20 protein-coding genes and 1 riboswitch are annotated in these 20,398 nt (G+C 34.0%); of the genes, 10 read left to right on the top strand and 10 right to left on the bottom strand.

Annotated elements, in window-relative coordinates:
* Positions 1-529: 529 nt before the first annotated feature.
* Together KA893_RS12675 and KA893_RS12670 are read right to left on the bottom strand one after the other, a co-directional pair.
* A complete protein-coding gene (locus tag KA893_RS12675) occupies positions 530-1,045 on the bottom strand; it encodes a VOC family protein (RefSeq protein ID WP_041079869.1) in 516 nt (171 codons plus the stop codon).
* Positions 1,046-1,189: 144 nt separating this feature from the next.
* A complete protein-coding gene (locus tag KA893_RS12670) occupies positions 1,190-2,464 on the bottom strand; it encodes a dicarboxylate/amino acid:cation symporter (protein WP_037539127.1) in 1,275 nt (424 codons plus the stop codon).
* 463 nt (positions 2,465-2,927) lie between these two features.
* Here KA893_RS12670 and KA893_RS12665 point away from each other — a divergent pair, with 463 nt between their 5' ends.
* Positions 2,928-3,302: a hypothetical protein gene (locus KA893_RS12665; RefSeq protein WP_069838240.1), complete on the top strand. Its 375-nt coding sequence runs from the start codon at positions 2,928-2,930 to the stop codon at positions 3,300-3,302.
* A gap of 96 nt (positions 3,303-3,398) precedes the next feature.
* Complete coding sequence (locus KA893_RS12660; RefSeq protein WP_041079848.1) at positions 3,399-3,737, top strand: hypothetical protein; 339 nt, start codon at positions 3,399-3,401, stop codon at positions 3,735-3,737.
* Between the two features lie 81 nt (positions 3,738-3,818).
* On the opposite strand, the gene KA893_RS12655 is transcribed toward KA893_RS12660, so the two are convergent.
* On the bottom strand, positions 3,819-4,037 hold the full coding sequence (locus tag KA893_RS12655; protein ID WP_069838241.1) for a hypothetical protein: 219 nt from the start codon (positions 4,035-4,037) through the stop codon (positions 3,819-3,821).
* Positions 4,038-4,172: 135 nt separating this feature from the next.
* Positions 4,173-4,850 carry a hypothetical protein gene (locus KA893_RS12650; protein WP_210125867.1) on the bottom strand — a complete coding sequence of 226 codons (678 nt, stop codon included), beginning with the start codon at positions 4,848-4,850 and terminating at the stop codon, positions 4,173-4,175.
* A 296-nt stretch (positions 4,851-5,146) separates the two neighbouring features.
* Here KA893_RS12650 and KA893_RS12645 point away from each other — a divergent pair, with 296 nt between their 5' ends.
* Positions 5,147-5,299: a hypothetical protein gene (locus KA893_RS12645; RefSeq protein ID WP_210125866.1), complete on the top strand. Its 153-nt coding sequence runs from the start codon at positions 5,147-5,149 to the stop codon at positions 5,297-5,299.
* 117 nt (positions 5,300-5,416) lie between these two features.
* Here the strand turns inward: KA893_RS12645 and guaA are convergent, their stop codons facing one another.
* Genes guaA through xpt form a run of 4 tightly spaced genes read right to left on the bottom strand, consistent with a single transcriptional unit; the run spans position 5,417 to position 10,331 of the window.
* Positions 5,417-6,958: a glutamine-hydrolyzing GMP synthase gene (guaA, locus tag KA893_RS12640; protein ID WP_002484263.1), complete on the bottom strand. Its 1,542-nt coding sequence runs from the start codon at positions 6,956-6,958 to the stop codon at positions 5,417-5,419.
* 22 nt (positions 6,959-6,980) lie between these two features.
* Positions 6,981-8,447, bottom strand: coding sequence for an IMP dehydrogenase (gene guaB, locus KA893_RS12635; protein ID WP_002484264.1), 1,467 nt, complete (start codon positions 8,445-8,447; stop codon positions 6,981-6,983).
* 37 nt (positions 8,448-8,484) lie between these two features.
* On the bottom strand, positions 8,485-9,753 hold the full coding sequence (pbuX, locus tag KA893_RS12630) for a xanthine permease PbuX (RefSeq protein ID WP_002484265.1): 1,269 nt from the start codon (positions 9,751-9,753) through the stop codon (positions 8,485-8,487).
* On the bottom strand, positions 9,750-10,331 hold the full coding sequence (gene xpt, locus KA893_RS12625; protein ID WP_069826204.1) for a xanthine phosphoribosyltransferase: 582 nt from the start codon (positions 10,329-10,331) through the stop codon (positions 9,750-9,752). Before xpt ends, pbuX begins: the two co-directional genes overlap by 4 nt.
* A 255-nt stretch (positions 10,332-10,586) precedes the next feature.
* Positions 10,587-10,689: riboswitch (purine riboswitch) on the bottom strand.
* A gap of 225 nt (positions 10,690-10,914) precedes the next feature.
* On the opposite strand from xpt, the gene KA893_RS12620 reads away from it, so the two are divergent.
* From KA893_RS12620 to KA893_RS12605, 4 genes are all read left to right on the top strand, one after another.
* The gene (locus tag KA893_RS12620; protein ID WP_069826205.1) at positions 10,915-11,331 is read left to right on the top strand and encodes a general stress protein; all 417 of its coding nucleotides are present in this window, start codon (positions 10,915-10,917) and stop codon (positions 11,329-11,331) included.
* A 308-nt stretch (positions 11,332-11,639) separates the two neighbouring features.
* The gene (locus KA893_RS12615) at positions 11,640-12,305 is read left to right on the top strand and encodes a hypothetical protein (RefSeq protein WP_002484268.1); all 666 of its coding nucleotides are present in this window, start codon (positions 11,640-11,642) and stop codon (positions 12,303-12,305) included.
* A gap of 121 nt (positions 12,306-12,426) precedes the next feature.
* Positions 12,427-13,455: a hypothetical protein gene (locus KA893_RS12610; RefSeq protein ID WP_069821887.1), complete on the top strand. Its 1,029-nt coding sequence runs from the start codon at positions 12,427-12,429 to the stop codon at positions 13,453-13,455.
* Between the two features lie 264 nt (positions 13,456-13,719).
* Entirely contained in the window at positions 13,720-15,099 is a 1,380-nt protein-coding gene (locus tag KA893_RS12605) for an L-cystine transporter (protein WP_037539132.1), read from the top strand.
* A gap of 174 nt (positions 15,100-15,273) precedes the next feature.
* Here KA893_RS12605 and KA893_RS12600 read toward each other — a convergent pair whose 3' ends face one another.
* Together KA893_RS12600 and nfsA are read right to left on the bottom strand one after the other, a co-directional pair.
* Entirely contained in the window at positions 15,274-15,849 is a 576-nt protein-coding gene (locus KA893_RS12600; RefSeq protein WP_002484271.1) for a hypothetical protein, read from the bottom strand.
* An 86-nt stretch (positions 15,850-15,935) separates the two neighbouring features.
* Positions 15,936-16,691 carry an oxygen-insensitive NADPH nitroreductase gene (gene nfsA, locus KA893_RS12595; protein WP_037539133.1) on the bottom strand — a complete coding sequence of 252 codons (756 nt, stop codon included), beginning with the start codon at positions 16,689-16,691 and terminating at the stop codon, positions 15,936-15,938.
* 402 nt (positions 16,692-17,093) lie between these two features.
* Between nfsA and KA893_RS12590 the strand changes: the two genes are divergently transcribed.
* The 3 genes from KA893_RS12590 to ahpF all read left to right on the top strand — a co-directional run bounded on the left by KA893_RS12590 (position 17,094) and on the right by ahpF (position 20,013).
* On the top strand, positions 17,094-17,423 hold the full coding sequence (locus KA893_RS12590) for a helix-turn-helix domain-containing protein (protein ID WP_002484273.1): 330 nt from the start codon (positions 17,094-17,096) through the stop codon (positions 17,421-17,423).
* A gap of 480 nt (positions 17,424-17,903) precedes the next feature.
* Positions 17,904-18,473: an alkyl hydroperoxide reductase subunit C gene (gene ahpC / locus KA893_RS12585; protein WP_002484274.1), complete on the top strand. Its 570-nt coding sequence runs from the start codon at positions 17,904-17,906 to the stop codon at positions 18,471-18,473.
* 16 nt (positions 18,474-18,489) lie between these two features.
* On the top strand, positions 18,490-20,013 hold the full coding sequence (gene ahpF, locus KA893_RS12580) for an alkyl hydroperoxide reductase subunit F (protein ID WP_002484275.1): 1,524 nt from the start codon (positions 18,490-18,492) through the stop codon (positions 20,011-20,013).
* The last annotated feature ends 385 nt before the right edge of the window (positions 20,014-20,398 follow it).

Here is a 20,398-nt window from a genome sequence, read left to right as displayed (position 1 = left end):
TAATTTGCTCTCCCTATAATTATTTCAGTCCACTCCATTTTCATTGTTGTTACATTATGTTTCTCAATACCAAATCATTTTAATTATGTGCTTAATTTAATACTTTTAGTTTTCTTAATTTAAAAATATCCTCGCACTTATTACAGTACAAGGACATTCATTTTAACATTTTTCAATTTTAAAACAGCATGTTATCTTATTTACAAAGTAACATAATATAACTTTTAATAACATATATTATTTAAGTTATTAAATGCTGGAAGGTGTGTCGAAAATCAACTTACTATTAAAAATCCTTTTAGGTATACTTTTCGTCAGTATCAGTTCTTGGAACAACACCATTTCTACACGACAGAAGGTTAATAAAAAAGCTGAAAAACATCGCACTGAAACAATGACAGGGGAACAGTTTCGTTTCATGTTTTTTCTAAATGTGACGATGTCTACTGGTTTTTATTTACTTTTGGTTCATACCTTTTTTAATTAAAAGTATAAAATTCAGTGCTTAAGTACATACAATAACTCGAAATTATGGAATAAATACATTACTTTCACTATCCTCAGGATAATAATAACCATTTGGAATTGATTGTAACTCTATCAGACTATGCCATGGCGATTTTAAATATACACTACTGCTACCTTCACTGTCTTCATATCTAGAGTTATCATGTTTCTCAGATAAAGGGCTCGCTCCTGCATCAACAGCTTGTTGAATTGCACGATCCATATCGTCGACAAATAACGAAATATGATGATACCCATTATCTTCCAACTCAAGTGGTTCCCTTTTATCGTCACTTTCTATCTCAAACATCTCAATATTCGGACCATTGCCAATCACAATCATACGTTGTTTAACAATAGCAGACCCCTTAGATAGGCCTAACATGCGCTCTACTTCTGGACCTTTTCTAGGTTCATCATCGTAAGTTAAGCCATCATATGCATATTTCGCATCAAAGGCATCTTTCAAAAATTTAAATGCTACTTCAATATTAGGCACTGTCATGCCAATATGGTTAATACCTCTTATATTACTTATTTTATCTTCCTCCAATTTATAAACGTTTTAATTGTATACCCTATTTAAAATGAGTTTAATAATTGCAGTATATCATCCATTTTTTACAGAAAAAAGCACACCTTATTTTTATTTATAAGGCGTGCTTGTAGATTTATTATTTTGTTAAATTGTTTTCAGATACTCTTCGCCTTGTTTTTTATCATAAACACCTTCTGTTTTAGCGATAAAGATTGTAGCTACTGAGTTTCCTAATACGTTTACACATGTTCTAAGCATTTCAAGTATTCTATCTACACCGATAATCAATGCTAAACCTTGTGGATTTAATCCTACAGATCCTAATGTAGTTAGTAATACTACGATTGAGGCTCCTGGTACACCCGCCATACCTTTAGACGTTAACATTAATGTAATCATTAATAAGATCTGTTCACCAATACTTAAATCAACACCATATAATTGAGCAACAAATAGCGCCGCAATAGATTGGTACATGGCCGCACCATCAAGGTTAAATGAATAGCCGGTTGGTAGTACGAAAGATGCAATATCTCTCGGCACACCAAAACGCTCCATTTTTTTCATTACTGTAGGTAATACTGCTTCTGAACTTGCAGTCGAGAATGCCAACATTAAATCGTTCTTTAATAGTTTGATAACTTGTGTAATTCTTACACCACAAACTCTTGAAACAATGCCTAATACAATGAAAATAAAGAATAGCATTGCAATTACCACAGTTAAACACAATTTGAACAATGGAATTAATGCAGATAATCCGAAAGTAATAATCGTTGTAGTAATAAATGCAAATACTGCAATTGGTGCTAATAATAATACTTTTCCAATCATCCAGAATACTGCTTCTAGTGCACCGCCTAAAAAGTCTTTAACCGGTTGTGCTTTTTGTCCAATTGCCGCTAATGCTAAACCAAAAAATACTGAGAAGAATATAACTGGTAATAATTCTCCAGAAGCAAATGCCTCGAAGATATTCGTTGGTATAATATTTACAATTGTATCGATCAAGTGATTGCCATATGTAGATTGTTCTGCAGCTTTTGCAGTTGATTCATATTTAGAAATATCACCTTTTGGAAGCAAATCAGGATTTAGTCCAACACCTGGTTTGAATAAATTACCAAAAATCAAGCCCATAAATATCGCGAAACTTGTCATAATAACAAAGTATAATAATGTCTTACCACCGTAACGTCCAATCGTTTTTGTATCCCCTACATTTGAGATCGATAACGCTAAAGAACAGAATACGATAGGTACGACTAACATTTTAATTAAATTTATAAATACATCGCCAAAAGGTTGTATATAATTAATTACATCTTTATTTCCATGTAATATACTTCCTAAAATTATCCCTAGCACTAATGCTATGATAATTTGTGTCGGTAAGTTTATTTTTTTGATAACTTTCACTCTTGTTCATCCCCTTTTTCAACCTAACATTGTCCAAATGCTAGTTTTCTACAAAATATATTTTATCATAAACAAAATTCCACTCATATATTAAATTTACATGCTTTTAAAATTATTTATGATTTTTAATTTTATGCAGACATTCAATTAAGAATTTATAAATTATTTTGAAAGGGATTATAAACTGATAAACCCTGTCACCAAAGGTTATTTGCGCATATATAAGTATTTTAAAGGTCATTTTTTAATTGTGAACAAATTTGTGAACAGTAATAAAATAATCATCAAAATTCAGGCTTATTTGTTTATTTAAATGCCTAATATTGAATAAATATAAACGTGATTTTGTAAAATCATGCTACCTCATTTCATGATATACATGGTTGGTTTGATGTTATTTAAATTACTTTTGAATATATGTTATTTTTAAAATATAGTGTATAAATATTTAAGGAGGGGTATCTTGATAGAAAACAAAGAAAGTTTTACATTACTCTATCAAGCTATTAGTGAACTTGCAGCAGAAATGGGAGATAATCAGTTTGAAACTAAATCTATTAGTCTCATATTTTTAGATCTAGATATCGAACATGAATACTTTGACAAACTATTTCTAGCATTCATACAATATGTGAGCAGGCATAAAGGAGAAGCTATCTCATATAAGAATTTACTAGTTTTAATAGAAGACAAGATGCCACGAGACTTATCACTTCATATCAAACATAAAATTATCATTGGCTTTGCTAATAATTATTTACCAGAACTCAAACCAATTGCAGATGATATAAAATCTGCTATCTTTAATCAAGTGAATAAACAAATAGATCTTGAATGATTCTTGACGCACTTCATTATGATGCCTTTGCACAGTTTGACACTTTATATATAAATACGTTAAATTTCATTTATAAAATATTTAGGAGTATTTATATTGAAAACAGCATTATTCTTCGTCACAATTTTTGTATTTTCAATGATTTGGTCAATGATTATCATTAACTATTTACCGGATGCAGCAACTGGTAATAAACGTGATAAGACACGTTACAGTGAAAAACAGCGTTTAATCATTTTAGAAACATTGTCTAGAACTTGCACTTGGTTCATTTATTTTTTAGTCATTTCAATTCTCACAAGGTATTTAGGGCCGTCAAACACAAACTTTGATTTAATATCTAAGTACCCCCTAATCACGGTCTTAATTGCCTTGATTATACTTGGGGTTTTGAACTATTTGTTTGTTAAGAAAAAATACAAGACTACTGATTAACACTTGTAATCTATGAATCAAAAAGCGCTTTTTAATTTCGAAAAGACGCTTTTTACTCATTCAATGAAATCACCAAGTACATCATTCTAATGAGTTAAATAACGCTGTTACAGCCATTAAAACTCCTAAGTTGATAAACATTGGTTTTTCATATTTTTGTTTATATTGCTCATAATCATATTCGCTAATTTTCTTATTTTTCAATTTCCAAAATACAAGTACAAAATAGATGGATTGGAACATTAAAATACAAAATGAAACGAGCAATGCCACGTATAATATCATTTTTAATATACTCATATAAACACCCACTTACTATTAATTAATCACTCGCGTTGAATTAATAACCTTAATGGTTAAGCTTTCTTGCCATACCTCATTAAAATTTATACTTTTCCAAACAAAACTGTATACCCCATCTAAAGCGATTTTAAATTAATTGCTGTACTTAATTTTTTCAGCTAAATCTGCGATTGTCTGGTCATCCCCTTGATTAATCGTGACCGTTTCAACATTCTCTTCAATCGCTTTTGTTGTTGCTTCTTTCATATTTGCATCAGTCCTTGAATCACGCCAATCATATGGAACATTTTTATATACATTGATTGACCCATCACCATTGCTACTATATGTCACTGAACCACCTACACCCATAGGAGCTTTTAATTTTACAACGTCTTCTTTAAAGACAGCACTGTCCTCAGCTTGTGGATTTACTTTAGAACCTTTTGGCAATTTTTCTACATTTAATGAATCCATACCATCCATATTATTTTTCAGTGGTCCTAGTTGATTCCACACGCGAGCATACTCAATTTCTTCATTATTGTATTGATTTAAAGCACCTTCGTCTTCATCAGTTGTTTCATTCTTGTCTTGAGCAGACTGATTACGTCCATCATTGTTTGTATTGGTATTTTGTTGCTCTGTTTTTTGTTCATTTTGTTTGCTGTTGTCTTTGTTCTTTTCCGATTTGTCTTTATCTGAGTTGCTCGTGTTATCTGTATTTTCACTTTTTTCTTTAGGTTCGTTATTTTCTGAAGCTTCGTTATTACAACTTGCTAATAGAACTGATAGACTCACGGCAAATGTAGCAATAATAGTCTTTTTCATAACAGCAGCCAACCCCTCTTATCAAATTATTAAGTTTACAATAACATATTTCTAATCCGTTTACATTGCACTCAACATTAAAACTATCCATAATAGTTTTTTGAAAACGGCTATTTTAATGGTTATTTTTCAACAATTTTACTTAATCACTTTTTAAACAGATGTTCATTGTATTGTTAACAACATATTATCTTTATACTACGCTTAGATAAAAAAGGTGACTATTCATACATTTACCAATACCAATTGCGATTGTCTTGGGAATTATTTTTGTTATTCTTTATACTTATATCGGTATGAAATTAACACTCAAACACCATAATCATAAAAGAAAACATTATAATGTAGAACCGATGTCTAAACTACGCATCTACGTCGAAGCATTCTTCTTTGTATTAGCTGGCATATCATTTGTGTCACTACTTATTTACATAGGATATTTTAGCTAGATAGCGACTTTTGTAATATATACGTGGTCAGAAAATTTTAATTTGGTTTTTATAATTTCAAATCCATAAAAACAACCCCTTAAGCCTATGCCTAAGGGGTTACTTCATTCTATACGATTATTCCCACTCAATTGTGCTTGGTGGCTTAGATGTAATGTCATAGACAACGCGGTTAACGTGGTCCACTTCATTTACAATACGACTAGAAATCTTCTGTAAGACTTCCCAGTCGATACGTGCAAAGTCACTTGTCATACCATCAATGGATGTAACAGCACGGATGCCTACCGTGTGATCGTATGTACGGTAGTCTCCCATAACACCTACAGATTGGATGCCAGGTAACACTGTGAAATACTGCCAAATCTCACGTTCAAGACCTTCCTCACGGATGACCTGTCTTAAAATGGCGTCTGATTCACGTACAATTTCAAGTTTGTCTTCTGTGATTTCACCAAGTACACGGATACCTAATCCAGGACCTGGGAACGGCTGTCTCCATACTAAATGTTCAGGAATACCTAACTCGATACCTAATTCACGCACTTCATCTTTAAACAGTGTATTGATGGGTTCGATTAATTGGAACTCCATGTCTTCTGGTAAACCACCCACATTGTGGTGTGATTTGATTGTTTGTGCTGTCTTCGTACCAGATTCGATAACGTCTGTATATAATGTACCTTGTGCTAAGAAATCCACACCTTTTAATTTAGATGCTTCATCATCAAATACATAGATGAATTCATTACCGATGATTTTACGTTTTTGTTCTGGATCAGAAACACCTTGTAATTTGCTCATGAATCGTTCTTGTGCATCGACACGAATAATATTCATGTTGAAACCTTCACCAAATTGTTCCATAACCATGTCGCCTTCGCCTTTACGTAATAAACCATGGTCTACAAAGATACACGTCAGTTGGTCGCCAATCGCTTTGTGTAACAATACAGCTACTACAGATGAGTCAACGCCACCACTCATCGCACATAGGACTTTACGGTCGCCAACTTGATTACGAATTTTTTCAATTTCAATCTCAATGAAGTTTTCCATTGACCATTCACCTGTACAGTCACATACACGACGTACAAAGTTACGAAGTAAATCGTTTCCGTATTCTGTGTGACGTACTTCTGGGTGGAATTGCACACCATAGATGCGACGAGATTTATCTTCAATTGCTGCATAGTTGGTACTTGGGCTATCAGCAATCACTTCGAAACCTTCTGGAATTTCGATCACTTTATCTGAGTGGCTCATCCAAACATTTTGTTCTTCTGGTAAACCAAAGAATAACTCATCAGTCTTCGCATTAATAATGGCTTTACCATATTCACGTTCATTGGCACGCTCTACTTTTCCACCTAAAAGTTTTGTAGTTAGTTGCATACCATAACAAATACCTAAAATAGGTACTCCCAAGTTATAAATTTCTGGGTCAATTGTGAATGAATCTTCTTCATAAACTGAGTTAGGACCACCAGAAAGGATAATCCCTTTAGGATTTAAACGTTTAATTTCTTCCATGCTAATCTCGTGGTCATGTAATTCACTATATACACCCATTTCACGAATGCGTCGTGTAATTAATTGGTTGTATTGGCTACCAAAGTCTAAAACAAGTATGAGCTCTTGCTCTTTCGCCATTTCCATATCTTTTTTATCTCCTTTTAACTTAGAATGAATAATTTGGTGATTCTTTTGTAATTTGAACGTCATGTGGATGACTTTCTGCTAGTCCAGCAGGTCCCATGCGCGTAAATTGTGCTTCTTCTCTTAATGCTTCTAAGTTTCTAGAACCTGTATAACCCATACCAGATCTTACACCGCCCATAAGTTGATAAATTGTATCTTGTAATGAACCTTTATATGCAATACGACCTTCGATACCTTCTGGCACGAATTTTTTAGGTGCTTTATCTTCTTGGAAATAACGGTCGTTTGAGCCGCTTTCCATTGCGCCTAATGAGCCCATACCTCTATATACTTTGTACTGTCTGCCTTGGAATACTTCTGTAGCCCCTGGGCTTTCTTCAGTACCAGCAAGTAGACTACCTAACATAACTGCATGGCCACCAGCCGCTAATGCTTTGATGATGTCTCCAGAGAATTTAATCCCGCCATCAGCAATAATTGCTTTACCATGTTTGCGCGCTTCTGTTGCACAGTCATAAACTGCTGTAATTTGCGGTACACCAACACCAGCAACGACACGTGTTGTACAAATAGAACCAGGACCAATACCAACTTTCACTACATCAGCACCCGCTTCATATAACGCTTTTGTACCTTCGGCTGTAGCTACGTTACCTGCGATTAATGTAACTTGTGGGAATGTTTCTTTAATATGTTTAACTTGCTCTAATACACCTTTAGAGTGACCATGAGCTGTATCAATAACTAATGCATCTACACCAGCTTCTACTAATTTTTGAGCACGGATGTCTGTATCTTTAGCAATACCGATAGCAGCACCAACTAATAAGCGGCCGTGTTCATCTTTTGCAGAATTAGGGAATTCTAGTACTTTTTCAATATCTTTAATTGTAATCAGACCTTCTAAACGACCTTCTTTAACTAATGGAAGTTTTTCTATTTTATGTTGTTGTAATAACTTTTCTGCTTCATCTAATGTCGTACCAACTGGAGCTGTAACGAGTTGCTCTTTTGTCATCACATCAGAAATTTTAATTGAGAAGTCTTCAATAAAGCGTAAATCACGGTTAGTAATAATACCGACAAATTGTCTGTCTTCTTTATTATTCACAATTGGCACACCTGAAATACGATATTTACCCATTAATGCTTCTGCTTCAAAAACACTTTCTTCTGGAGTTAAAAAGAATGGATTTGAAATAACGCCATTTTCTGAACGTTTTACTTTTTGTACTTCATCAGCTTGATCTTCAATATTCATATTTTTATGAATAACACCAAGTCCACCTTGTCGTGCCATTGAGATTGCCATTTTTGATTCAGTTACTGTGTCCATACCTGCTGAAATAACAGGGATGTTTAATTTAATACCTTCTGATAATTGCACACTTAAATCCACTTCTTTCGGTAACACATCTGATTCTGCTGGTAACAGTAACACATCGTCAAAAGTTAAAGACTCTTTTTCAAATTTATTTTCCCACATACGCTTACAGCCTCCTAATATTTGTTTGATAACATCATTATTTCATAACTTCCGTATCTTGTTGCTGTTTTATACCATTAAAAAAGAAATTCAAAATAATTGCTGAAATTGCGCCAAGAACAATACCGTTTTGTGTTAACCATGCAAATTGCTCACCCAAAGCTTTGAACGCTTGCGGTACTGCACTTATACCCGTTCCTAGTCCAACTGATACAGCAATAATCAATAAATTATTTTGATTCTTAAAATTAATATTACCTAATATACTAACACCATATGCCATGACCATGCCAAACATTGCTATCATCGCTCCACCTAATACTGGTAGAGGAATCATATTAGCAAGTGCACCCAATTTAGGAATACAACCACAAATGATTAACAAGATGACCATGCCATAGATAACTTTATTCTTTTTCGCACCAGATAATGACACTAACCCAACATTCTGTGAATAAGCGGTATACGGAAACGCATTAAAGATTGACCCTAAAATGATAGCAATACCTTCTGCTGTATAACCTTTTCGGAAATCTTTACGTTCCAATTTTTTACCTGTAATTTCACTCAATGCGTGATATACACCAGTTGATTCTATTAAGCTGACTAATGCGACAATAAAGAATACGAGCGTTGCACCTAAGTCAAAGCTAAACGTTGAGAACCTAAATGGTTGTGGTAAAGAGAACCAATGTGCTGTGCCAACTTGATTAACATCCACGATACCAAAGAGTGCAGCTAATACTGTGCCAACAATCAGTCCAATAAGTATGGCAATAGATTTTAGAAATCCAGCAGTAAAACGCTGTACAATTAAAATGATGATCAGCGTAACGACACCTAAGATGATATTTTTAGGATCACCGTAATGTTTATCACCTTCACCGCCTGCTAAGTAGTTCATCGCAACTGGCATCAAATTGATACCAATAATCGTAACGACACTTCCTGTAACTACGGGTGGAAAGAACCTAACTAAATAAGAAAAGAATGGTGCGATAAGAACTACTAGTATACCCGATAAGAATAATGAACCATATAAGTCACCAATACCTTTTGTTTGCCCAATTAAAATCATCGGTGCCACAGCTGTAAATGTACAGCCTAATACGATTGGTAGTCCTGTTCCTGTGCCTTTCCATACTTGTAAGAAGGTTGCTACACCACACATGAAAATATCAACTGTTACTAAAAAAGCGATTTGTTCTGGCGTGAAATCTAAGCTAGTACCTACAATAATAGGAACCAGTATCGCACCTGCATACATCGCTAATAAATGTTGTAAGCTTAAGATGAACGTTTTCATGCTTCGTCTCCTACAAACGTCACTTTATTACCACTTAATGATGCCACTTTACATAAAGATGAAACGGTTAAACCAGCTTCTTCTAAACGTTCTCTGCCTGGTTGAAAGCTTTTCTCTACGACAATACCTATACCTACCGTTGTAGCCTTAGCTTGTTTCACAATTTCATTTAGCCCAAGTGAAGCATCACCATTGGCTAAGAAATCATCGATGATTAGTACGCGATCATTTTCACCTAAAAACTCATCAGACACGACAACGGTACTTGTCGTATTTTTTGTGAAAGAATGAATCTCTGCTTGATAAACACCTTTTTTCAATGTACTCGGCTTCGCTTTTTTAGCAAAAAGACAAGGTACGTCGAAGTGCATAGCGGCCATAATTGCTGGTGCAATACCTGAAGCTTCTATCGTTAATATCTTCGTAATACCTTCATCTTTAAATTGCTCATAAAATGTTTGTCCCACGTCGTGCATTAAACTTGCGTCTATTTGATGATTTAAAAAACCATCAACTTTCAATATCTTTTCATCAATCACAACACCATCTGCTTCAACTTTCTGCTTCAACAAATCCACTCGAAAAAACCTCCTCATTTTGTGTACAAAAAAATCCTAAACTAACTTAGTTTCAGGATCTATGAGTGAACGTGCAATACCAAAGCAGCATCGTTTCAATTACAATATATGTCCTTAAAATTAATTTTTTTACATTCATTTCCCTTTAACTATGTAAGAAAAGTATTCTTAATGAACAAAGCTTGTATGTATGAGCACTTTAAAAAGTCTAGTTTCTTTCACAACTTTTCATAACTTCTCAATTTGAATCGCTAGTGTATTGTATTGTTTACCCATAGTCATGTTGTTAATGGCAACATGGTAGAAACTTCTAAAGCCGTATCCTTCAGATTATATGAGTTAGATAAATTATTAACTGATGATAGCAAATTTTGGCAATATTTTCAATACACCTATTGATTGTAAACGCTTCACAAAAGCTTTTACTTCTTTTTTATATTTTTTCAGAAAACGTTCACATATGCATGAAATGTCGTTTGTCAGTTGTGTAAGTTCATTATATAATGTAATTGTATTCGTTTTATATAATAACTTAAGGGTAAACACAAAATAATTCATATAATAATGAACGGAGGAACACTAAATGTCAGAATTCACTATTGTACAAAACAAAGAAGATCTTATCGATGCAATAAAATCTAAACTATCAGAGGGTTATAAAGAATCAGAAATGACCGTAATTAGTAAAACAAAATTACACATTGATGCGTTACATGATTCTGAAGTCAATCTAACTGCTACAAGTGGTTCGTTCAGTGATAAGATGGCTAAAATTTTAACTGGCGAAGACGGTGAAGAAGCCGTATTGGCTCACTACAAGCTACCTGAAGAAGAATTAGAACGCTATAAGAAAGAAATATTAAACGATAATTATCTCGTTGTTGCTAAAAAGGATACGACTTCACACCTAGAAGCCGACAAAGCCAACGTTGCTTTCGAAACGAACCAAACTAAAAGTAATAGCCATTACTCCGAAGAAACAAACGGACCAAAATCATAATCCAAACGTTATACGTAAATCAAAGATGGTACTGGAGGCGTTAGCTTAAACTCTCATTTCACCAAAACCATTTTGAGACGCATCTGTGACGTTAAATTAAGTACTGAGATACTGTTTGATTAGTACTACAACATTTGTATAAGTCGTACTAACGTAAACAAATAACGCCCTTATAATTTAGTCGGTCGAGACACACATATTGATGTCTCGACCCTTTTTATGTTTAACTGCAAATTAAATTAAATTGCAATTCGATTCATATTTTCTCTATTATGTTATAATGAACGCAATAATTTGGGGGTGTACCTATGGAGTTTAAGACAATAACATCAATCGATGATCCGTTATTTAAATCCGCATTGAAGTTATATGATGCTAAATTTGATATCGGTCTATCTGAAGACGAACAAATTTTTAAACAGTCCTTAAGAAACGAACGTACAAAAGATGATTATATCTTTTTAGTAGGCATTGAATCAGATGAAGTAGTGAGTTTAGCCACAGCGCATTATGAAGCTACGACAAATTCATCTTTTTTAATTTATTTAATTGCTAAAGATAAACCCGAGCATGATGAAATTATAACAAAAACGCTTGAACGTATTCAAAAAGAAATAAACACTCTGTCGAATCAACTGCATGCACATGATGTCAATTTCATTATGTTGGAAGTGCCTAAAGAACCCGAAGACATTTCTGAAGATGTAGTTCAAATCATGGATAACAGACGCCAATTTTTATATGAACATGGTTTTGAAAAACAATATGAAATTGATTATTTAGCCCCTAATATCCAAGATTATGCGAGCGGCGAAGCTATGGATTTATTTATAAAGTCAAATATTGAATTAACAAAAGATATCTATGGACCAAGCGTGAAATCAAATTATATTCTCAAGTATGTTTTTGCAAACAGAATTTCTCGAAGTGTTATTTATCCGCTACTTGAACAAATGGAATTACGCAAACGATAGTTATCACCACTTGAAATCACTGTTAAAACAGTTTAAACTAGCATAGAGGTAAGACTGACGTTTCACTGACCGAAGACAAACGTCGGTATACATAAATTAATTAATGAAAGGACTTATTTCTATGTTAACCAAAGAATTTGCACAACGCGTGGAGCTAAGTGAAAAACAAGTCCGTAAAATCGTTCAGCATTTAGAAGAACGCGGTTACCAACTTAGTAAAACAGAATACCGTGGCCGTGAAGCTACAGATTTCCAAGAAGAGGATATCGAACTATTCCAAGATATCGCCGATAAAGTTAAACAAACAAATAGTTATGATTTAGCTTTTGAAGAATTAGAAAAAGAAAAAGACTTCTTACAAGTATTAGTCAAAGATGACGGTAATCATTTACCTACAGATCAAAATGTTTCTAAACTTGTTGAAGATTTACGTTCGGAAATTCAAAAAATGCGTGATGAACGTCATATGCTTGGTCAAATGATTAACCAAGTACATCAACAACAACAGGAATTACACGAAATGCAGAACCAAATCACTACAAAATTAGACGCAAATACAGAATCTCTAAAAGCGATTCAAACGTCAACAGATGAAATCAAAACGACACAGAGCGTTATCCAAGATTCTCAAAAAGAACAATCTGAGTTAGCTAAATCAAATGTTGAAACTGAACATGTTAGCACTGCTAATACAACAACGAATAACAGCGACGCGCTAACAGAACATTCAACTGAGAGTGCGAGCAATGACGAAAAATCTGATGATAAAGTTACTTCTACAACTTCTGAAACTGTAGCTGATGCAACTGCTTCTAACCCAACTGATAAATCCTCTGCGCAAGTTGCGACTGAAGAATCTGAAATCACTCAAATCAGCGAGCAACCAACTGAAACGACAACAGCTGATACAGATGCTTCAACATCAGCTACTGAAAAAGAAATGGCTTCTGCTGAACAAGTCAAAGCAGATGACAAAACAGATGAAACTTCTACATCATCTACTGATAATTCATCTATTAATGAAGAAATAACGAAACCGAACACACAAACGCAGCCAACTGAAGATACACATGCGCAGTCTTCATCAGTTGCAAATGACACACCAAAAGAAGAACGTAAAGGTTTCTTCGCACGCCTATTCAATCTATAAACTATTTTAATAAATGGTGCTAATTAACTATCAAACTAAACGAATTCTAGATCACAGAAATGTGATTTAGGATTCGTTTTTTTATTTCATTTTCTAAACGGTGAAATCATCGTTTTGCTACCTTTAAATTATCAGAAAATAAAGTCATTTAAAATTCATGAATTTCTTGAGTCATAGACTTGAATATTATTGAAATTGCTAATATCCTTAGTATACGTATCGGATTTCAAAAAATTATTATTAAGAAAGTGTAGGTCTTTTTTTATGTTATTAACTATTCTTAACATTATTATTTTTGTGGCCTTCCTCGTTGGATTATATGTAATGGCTAAAAGACATGTTTCATTTCCTAAACGTGTATTCTCTGCCTTAGGGTTAGGGATTGTTTTTGGTGTCGTTATTCATTTAATTTACGGCGTGGATTCACAAGTAACTAAACAGTCCATGGATTGGTTTAGCATCGTTGGTGATGGCTACATTGCATTATTACAAATGATTGTAATGCCACTTATTTTCATTTCAATCGTTTCAGCATTTACTAAAATTAAAATTGGGGACAAATTCGCTAAGATCGGAATTTATATTTTTATTTTCTTAATTGGTACCGTTGCTATTGCAGCAATCATTGGTATTATTTCAGCACTCGTATTCGGACTAGATGCTTCATCTATTGACTTAGGCAGTGCCGAAAGTTCAAGAGGTAGTGAAATCGCAAGCCAAGCAAAAGATATGGCCGCTAATACATTACCACAACAAATCTTAGAATTATTACCAAGTAATCCATTCTTAGATTTCACTGGTCAACGTACAACGTCAACAATTGCGGTCGTTATTTTCGCAGCATTTATCGGTTTTGCATTTTTACGTGTTATGCGTAAACAACCTGAAAGTGGACACTTACTTAAACGTGGTATCGATGCATTATATAATTTAGTAATGGCAATCGTGACATTTGTTTTACGTTTAACACCTTATGGTATTTTAGCAATTATGACATCTACCATTGCGACAAGTGATTTTGGTGCTATTTGGACATTAGGTAAGTTCGTGATTGCATCTTACGCAGCACTCATTGTTATGTATATTATTCACCTAATCATTGTTTCAGGTTTAGGTCTCAACCCTGTCACATTTGTTAAGAAAACTGGCGAAGTGCTTATGTTTGCCTTCACTTCTCGTTCAAGTGCAGGATCATTACCACTGAATGTGCAAACTCAGAAGAACCGTTTAGGTGTCCCTGATGGTATCGCTAACTTCTCTGCTTCATTCGGTTTATCAATCGGTCAAAATGGTTGTGCGGGTATTTACCCAGCAATGCTTGCTGTTATGGTAGCGCCAGCAGCTGGTGTAGAAGTTAACTTACAATTTATATTATCTGTCATCGGTGTCGTTATTATCAGTTCATTTGGTGTCGCTGGTGTAGGTGGCGGTGCAACATTTGCATCCATTATTGTATTATCTACATTAAACTTACCAGTCGCACTTGCAGGTGTCTTAATCTCTGTTGAACCATTAATTGATATGGGTCGTACAGCATTGAATGTTAATGACTCTATGCTTGCAGGTACAGGTACAGCAAAATTAACAAACAACCTAGACAAAGACACTTATAACGACAATGAATATGCCGAGATTACAAACTAATATATTTGAATTAATCACTAAATTCGAGTAGCAAGTTTAGTCATAATTCAAGTAAATGGAAAAAGGTTGGAACACATACTGCTCGTTTCACTGTCTCAAAAGAGATAGTTGAACGTTGTGTTCCAACCTTTTTTATATTTTTATCAACCGCTTATTTAATATCACTAATTACATCTAATACTCTGGTTTAAAAGGTCCCCACGTGATTTTGTGTTTTCCATCGAGCGACAGTGTATCGATTGATTTTGACACATCATCAAACCACTTTAGAAATGCTGGTGCTTTCTCTAATTGTGCTTCTATACTGTCTTCGGTAATGTCGTGAAGATACCACGCTTTACTTTCAAATTCATATTGAACTTGAGAATACGCGAGTCTCGTCATATCCACACTATTATATATACAGTTTATTTGTTTAACCATATTAGGCGCCTGAGTAACGATACTATTTGAAATGACCTTTTTGTGCGCTTCATTATCTAAATCATTCCACATTCTTAACTGTCCATTCATTTGGAAGAATATATCAATCGTAGGGTCTTTTTCATCAAAGGAGATCAAGATGAAGATGCGTTCTGCCGTATAATCTACTGAATTAATAACACCGACAATTAATTTTTGAGCCATCTTTTCCCAATAGTGTTGGGCTTCATCGGGCGTGAGTTTACTATTTGATGAATAAATATAGTTTTCATTTTTATTCTGAGACTCCGAAGCATCTGGTTTTTTTCTAAAAATCTTATCAAACATATTCAACTTGATCCCCCCCTTTCGAGTTATCTCAGGATATTAAAAATATTGAAATTATTATAAGTAAATCTTAGTTTTTCAATGAATTATTTTTTAATAAATCCTGATTTATTCAGTTGTTCTAACATATCTAGTCGTTGCTTCGCGCTCATAAAGTTAGCAACTTGATTAGACCATGATTCAGTACGTTCGCCATTTGTACGTGAACTATAATAGTCACTCACTGTTTGATCATATGCTTTTAATGCTTCACGTTGGCTATCTTTATCACTATCATATTTATTAGCATGAAATACATGTTCAAATGGCAATCTTGGTTTAGGGCTACCATTTTCATCATCTTCTGGAATACCTAATGCCATACCAAAAAGTGGGAAAGTATGTTTAGGTAATTCTAAAATTTCTCTTACTCTTTCCACATCGTTTCTTAATGATCCTAAATACACCATGCCATAGCCCATATCTTCAGCTGTCGCTGCAATATTTTGAGCTACTAATGTCGCATCAATAGTGCCTACAAGTAATCCTTCAGCAGATTCAAATGATGTTTGCATATCATGTTTAGATTCCTCATTGATAATGGAATGTCTATAATAATCCATTACAAAAACAAATAAATAGCCATTTTCAACAACATAAGGTTGCCCAGATACTTCTTTCAATTCTTCCTTAATTTTTGGATCATTGATACCAATAATTGAATAGGCTTGTAAATAACTTGAAGTTGATGCACTTTGACCAGCTTCTACCAGTTGTTTTATATGCGCTTCTGATATTGGTTCCTTTTTAAATTTTCTAACCGAATGATGATTCTTCAATAAGTTGTATACATGCTCAGACAATGTTAACCGTTCCTCTTTACATAAAGTTACTCATAGCATAACAAAACAGCGACTGCTTTGTTTACATTATGTTTACCCGTTTTCATTACTATTAAAAGACTTAGAGGTAAATAACTTACTTATTGCAATACAGATTAATCGTATCATTAAAAAAAATCGCACCATGCATGGTTTATTAATAGTTAAATTATTTTATATCACGGTACAAATCCAATCAATGGGTTTAATATAATTAAAATCATTCAATCAATAATTGCGATATGTTATACATAATTTTTCTATATTTTTTTATGAAATACTTTCAAATCACAGATGCACCTTTAGGTTGCTTTAAAATATATGATTTAGTGCGTGACGCATTAAAGGCTCTATATTAAATTATTCGTAAAGGGAGTGATTATTATGGAAATCGGATCAAAAATAAAAGAAAAACGCGAACAAAAACACTGGTCTCAAGACGAACTTGCAGAGATATTGAATATTTCAAGGCAAAGTATTTCAAAATGGGAATTAAACAAAGTTTATCCAAGTATTGATATGCTCATTAAAATGAGTGATTTGTTTGATATCTCTTTAGACGAACTAATCAAAGGCGACAAACAGTTTAAAAAAACAATCATTGAAACATATCAAGATCCTGTATCGTATCATCATCAAAAAAGAGGCATGAATGGTTGGGAATTTTTAGCTGGACACTGGTGGCTATTCTTCCCGATCGCGGGCATGATTTAATGTTGCGTTCTTTTATTTAACAAATTGAATAACACCGCTCAGGACAGTCTGCTATCCGTCTAAACAATGAAATCATTGATTGTTATATAGCTTATAAAATATGAACAGACCATAAGCACGTAAATATTCATCTATATGAATTTAATCAGCACCCAATAATAATATACTTTTTTTAAATAGCCTTTCTTCTCATTTTCATGTTTTAGTTGAGAATTTAAAGGATATTTATTATTTATACAGCGTTATTTTATAAAGTATAACGCTCGATTTTAATGTAAAAATACATTTTTATTGTATACTAAAACACAGAGTCAAAGTGGTTTTTTTAAGCGTTTTCTCAAAATTCTTCTGTGTTGACGAATAATGAGGGAAATGCAATAATAGAATACGAAGATTAGAATTATTATAATTAAGAAACAGAAAAATCTACCCTTACTTAATTCTAATTGAAAATACATTATTAAATAGGAGGATATTTTTATGTCATTAATAAATAAAGAAATTTTACCATTTACAGCTAACGCATACGATCCACAAAAGGATGAATTCTTCGAAGTTTCAGATGAAAACTTAAAAGGTTCATGGAGTGTTGTTTGCTTCTACCCAGCAGACTTTTCATTCGTATGCCCTACTGAATTAGAAGACTTACAAGGTCAATATGATAAATTACAAGAATTAGGTGTCAACGTATATTCTGTATCAACAGATACACACTTCGTACACAAAGCTTGGCATGATCATTCAGATGCAATTAGTAAAATTCAATACACTATGATTGGTGACCCTTCTCAAACAATCACACGCAATTTTGATGTATTAGATGAAGAACTAGGACTTGCACAACGTGGTACGTTTATCGTAGATCCAGATGGCGTTGTACAAGCAGCAGAAGTTAACGCTGACGGTATCGGCCGTGATGCTAGCACATTAGTACACAAAATCAAAGCAGCACAATATGTACGTCAACACCCAGGCGAAGTTTGCCCAGCAAAATGGGAAGAAGGTTCAGAAACATTACAACCTGGTCTTGACTTAGTAGGTAAAATCTAAGGAGGCATTGATTTAAATGCTAAATGATCAGCTTAAATCACAATTACAACAATTACTTCAATTGATGGAAGGCGACGTAGTTCTAAAAGCGAGCCTTGGTTCAGATGATAAATCTAAAGAACTGAAAGAACTTTTAGATGAAGTATCTGTCGCGTCCGATCACATTACTATAGAAGCATCTGACTTGAAACGTACACCAAGCTTTTCAGTAGATAAACCTAATGAAACATCAGGCATTACTTTTGCTGGTTTACCAATGGGTCATGAATTTAATTCTCTAGTTCTTGCTTTGTTACAAGTAAGTGGTCGTCCACCAAAAGAAGAACAAGCCATTATAGATCAAATTAAAGCAATCGATCGTCCACTACATTTTGAAACGTATATTAGCTTAACGTGTCAAAAATGTCCCGACGTAGTTCAAGCATTAAACTTGATGAGTTTATTAAATCCAAATATTTCTCATACAATGATAGATGGCTCTATTTTCAGAGAAGAATCTGAAAATATTATGGCAGTACCCGCTATTTTCTTAGATGGCGAAGAATTTGGTAATGGACGCATGACGATCCAAGATATTTTAGCAAATCTTGGTAGTCAAGCAGACCCAGCTGAATTTAACGATAAAGCACCATACGACGTATTAATTGTCGGTGGTGGTCCTGCAAGTGGTAGCGCTGCAGTCTACACTGCACGTAAAGGTTTACGTACTGGTATCGTCGCAGACCGTATCGGTGGTCAAGTTAACGATACAGCTACCATTGAGAACTTTGTCACTGTTAAAGAAACAGATGGGCCTAAATTCTCATCTGCATTAGAAGATCATATTAAACAATATGATGTCGATGTCATGACAGGTATTCGTGCCAGTGATATTGAAAAAACGGATGACGGTATTGTCGTAACATTAGATAATGGTGCTCAATTGACGAGTAAGACGGTTATTATTTCAACAGGTGCGCGTTGGCGTAAACTAGAAGTCCCAGGTGAAGAAGCATTAATCAATAAAGGTGTTGCATTCTGTCCACACTGTGACGGCCCGTTATTTGAAAATAAAAATGTCGCTGTTATAGGTGGCGGAAATTCAGGCGTCGAAGCTGCAATCGACTTAGCTGGCATCGTTGAACATGTTACATTACTTGAACGTAACGCAAACCTTAAAGCAGACAATATTTTACAGGAACGTTTAAACAGTCTACCTAATGTAACAGTTATTAAAAATGCTCAAACAACCGAAGTACTTGGAGACGATGCAGTGACTGGTATTAAATATCAGGATAAGGCACAAGGCGAGGAACATACGCTAGAATTAGAAGGTATCTTTGTACAAATTGGATTACTACCTAATACAGAGTGGTTAAACAATTATGTAGAACTAAATGATGCCAAAGAAATTAAAGTAGACCGCACGAATGCGACAAGTATCCCAGGTATATTTGCGGCAGGCGATGTCACTGATGATCGCAATAAACAAATTATTATTTCAATGGGCGCAGGTGCTAATGCAGCATTAAATGCTTTTGATTATATTATCAGACATTAGTAATACCCATTATCGTCACTGAAAATTAAAAATTTGAGATATAAATCCCCCCATTCTCAAAATAAGAGGAGTCTGAGACATAAATAGATGTTTCAGGCTCCTCTTTATATTTAAAATCTCACTATTTAGACCGTCCATATTTGCTTAAAATCTGGTTCAAATCTATAGTCTCTCACTCATACTATTTCCCCACGGCATCAGCAAATTACAAAATCACTACAATATATGAATACCCAAAAATTAAGACTCTTTCACATAAGGAAATAACTGTCATCTCATTGTAAAACGAATCACCGTGTCAACTAGAGGTATTCATCTCCCATATGCTTTTTCACATCATATAGCTTATTTGATTATTAATTGAAATACAGCACATATCTAAGTA

The sequence above is a fragment of the Staphylococcus sp. GDY8P126P genome (genome assembly GCF_017891965.1).
GTDB lineage: Bacteria > Bacillota > Bacilli > Staphylococcales > Staphylococcaceae > Staphylococcus > Staphylococcus saprophyticus.
The sequence above is the reverse complement of the archived record's forward strand: the minus strand, read 5'-3'. Positions and strand labels throughout refer to the sequence as shown.

What these genes read in the sequence shown, in the direction of transcription:
- KA893_RS12655 (WP_069838241.1), bottom strand. Translation starts at nt 4,037, where the DNA reads ATGAGTATATTAAAAATGATATTATACGTGGCATTGCTCGTTTCATTT.
- KA893_RS12600 (WP_002484271.1), bottom strand. Translation starts at nt 15,849, where the DNA reads ATGTTTGATAAGATTTTTAGAAAAAAACCAGATGCTTCGGAGTCTCAG.
- KA893_RS12645 (WP_210125866.1), top strand. Translation starts at nt 5,147, where the DNA reads ATGAAATTAACACTCAAACACCATAATCATAAAAGAAAACATTATAAT.
- KA893_RS12590 (WP_002484273.1), top strand. Translation starts at nt 17,094, where the DNA reads ATGGAAATCGGATCAAAAATAAAAGAAAAACGCGAACAAAAACACTGG.
- KA893_RS12615 (WP_002484268.1), top strand. Translation starts at nt 11,640, where the DNA reads ATGGAGTTTAAGACAATAACATCAATCGATGATCCGTTATTTAAATCC.
- KA893_RS12650 (WP_210125867.1), bottom strand. Translation starts at nt 4,850, where the DNA reads ATGAAAAAGACTATTATTGCTACATTTGCCGTGAGTCTATCAGTTCTA.
- ahpF (WP_002484275.1), top strand. Translation starts at nt 18,490, where the DNA reads ATGCTAAATGATCAGCTTAAATCACAATTACAACAATTACTTCAATTG.
- ahpC (WP_002484274.1), top strand. Translation starts at nt 17,904, where the DNA reads ATGTCATTAATAAATAAAGAAATTTTACCATTTACAGCTAACGCATAC.
- pbuX (WP_002484265.1), bottom strand. Translation starts at nt 9,753, where the DNA reads ATGAAAACGTTCATCTTAAGCTTACAACATTTATTAGCGATGTATGCA.
- KA893_RS12620 (WP_069826205.1), top strand. Translation starts at nt 10,915, where the DNA reads ATGTCAGAATTCACTATTGTACAAAACAAAGAAGATCTTATCGATGCA.
- guaB (WP_002484264.1), bottom strand. Translation starts at nt 8,447, where the DNA reads ATGTGGGAAAATAAATTTGAAAAAGAGTCTTTAACTTTTGACGATGTG.
- KA893_RS12610 (WP_069821887.1), top strand. Translation starts at nt 12,427, where the DNA reads ATGTTAACCAAAGAATTTGCACAACGCGTGGAGCTAAGTGAAAAACAA.
- guaA (WP_002484263.1), bottom strand. Translation starts at nt 6,958, where the DNA reads ATGGAAATGGCGAAAGAGCAAGAGCTCATACTTGTTTTAGACTTTGGT.
- KA893_RS12605 (WP_037539132.1), top strand. Translation starts at nt 13,720, where the DNA reads ATGTTATTAACTATTCTTAACATTATTATTTTTGTGGCCTTCCTCGTT.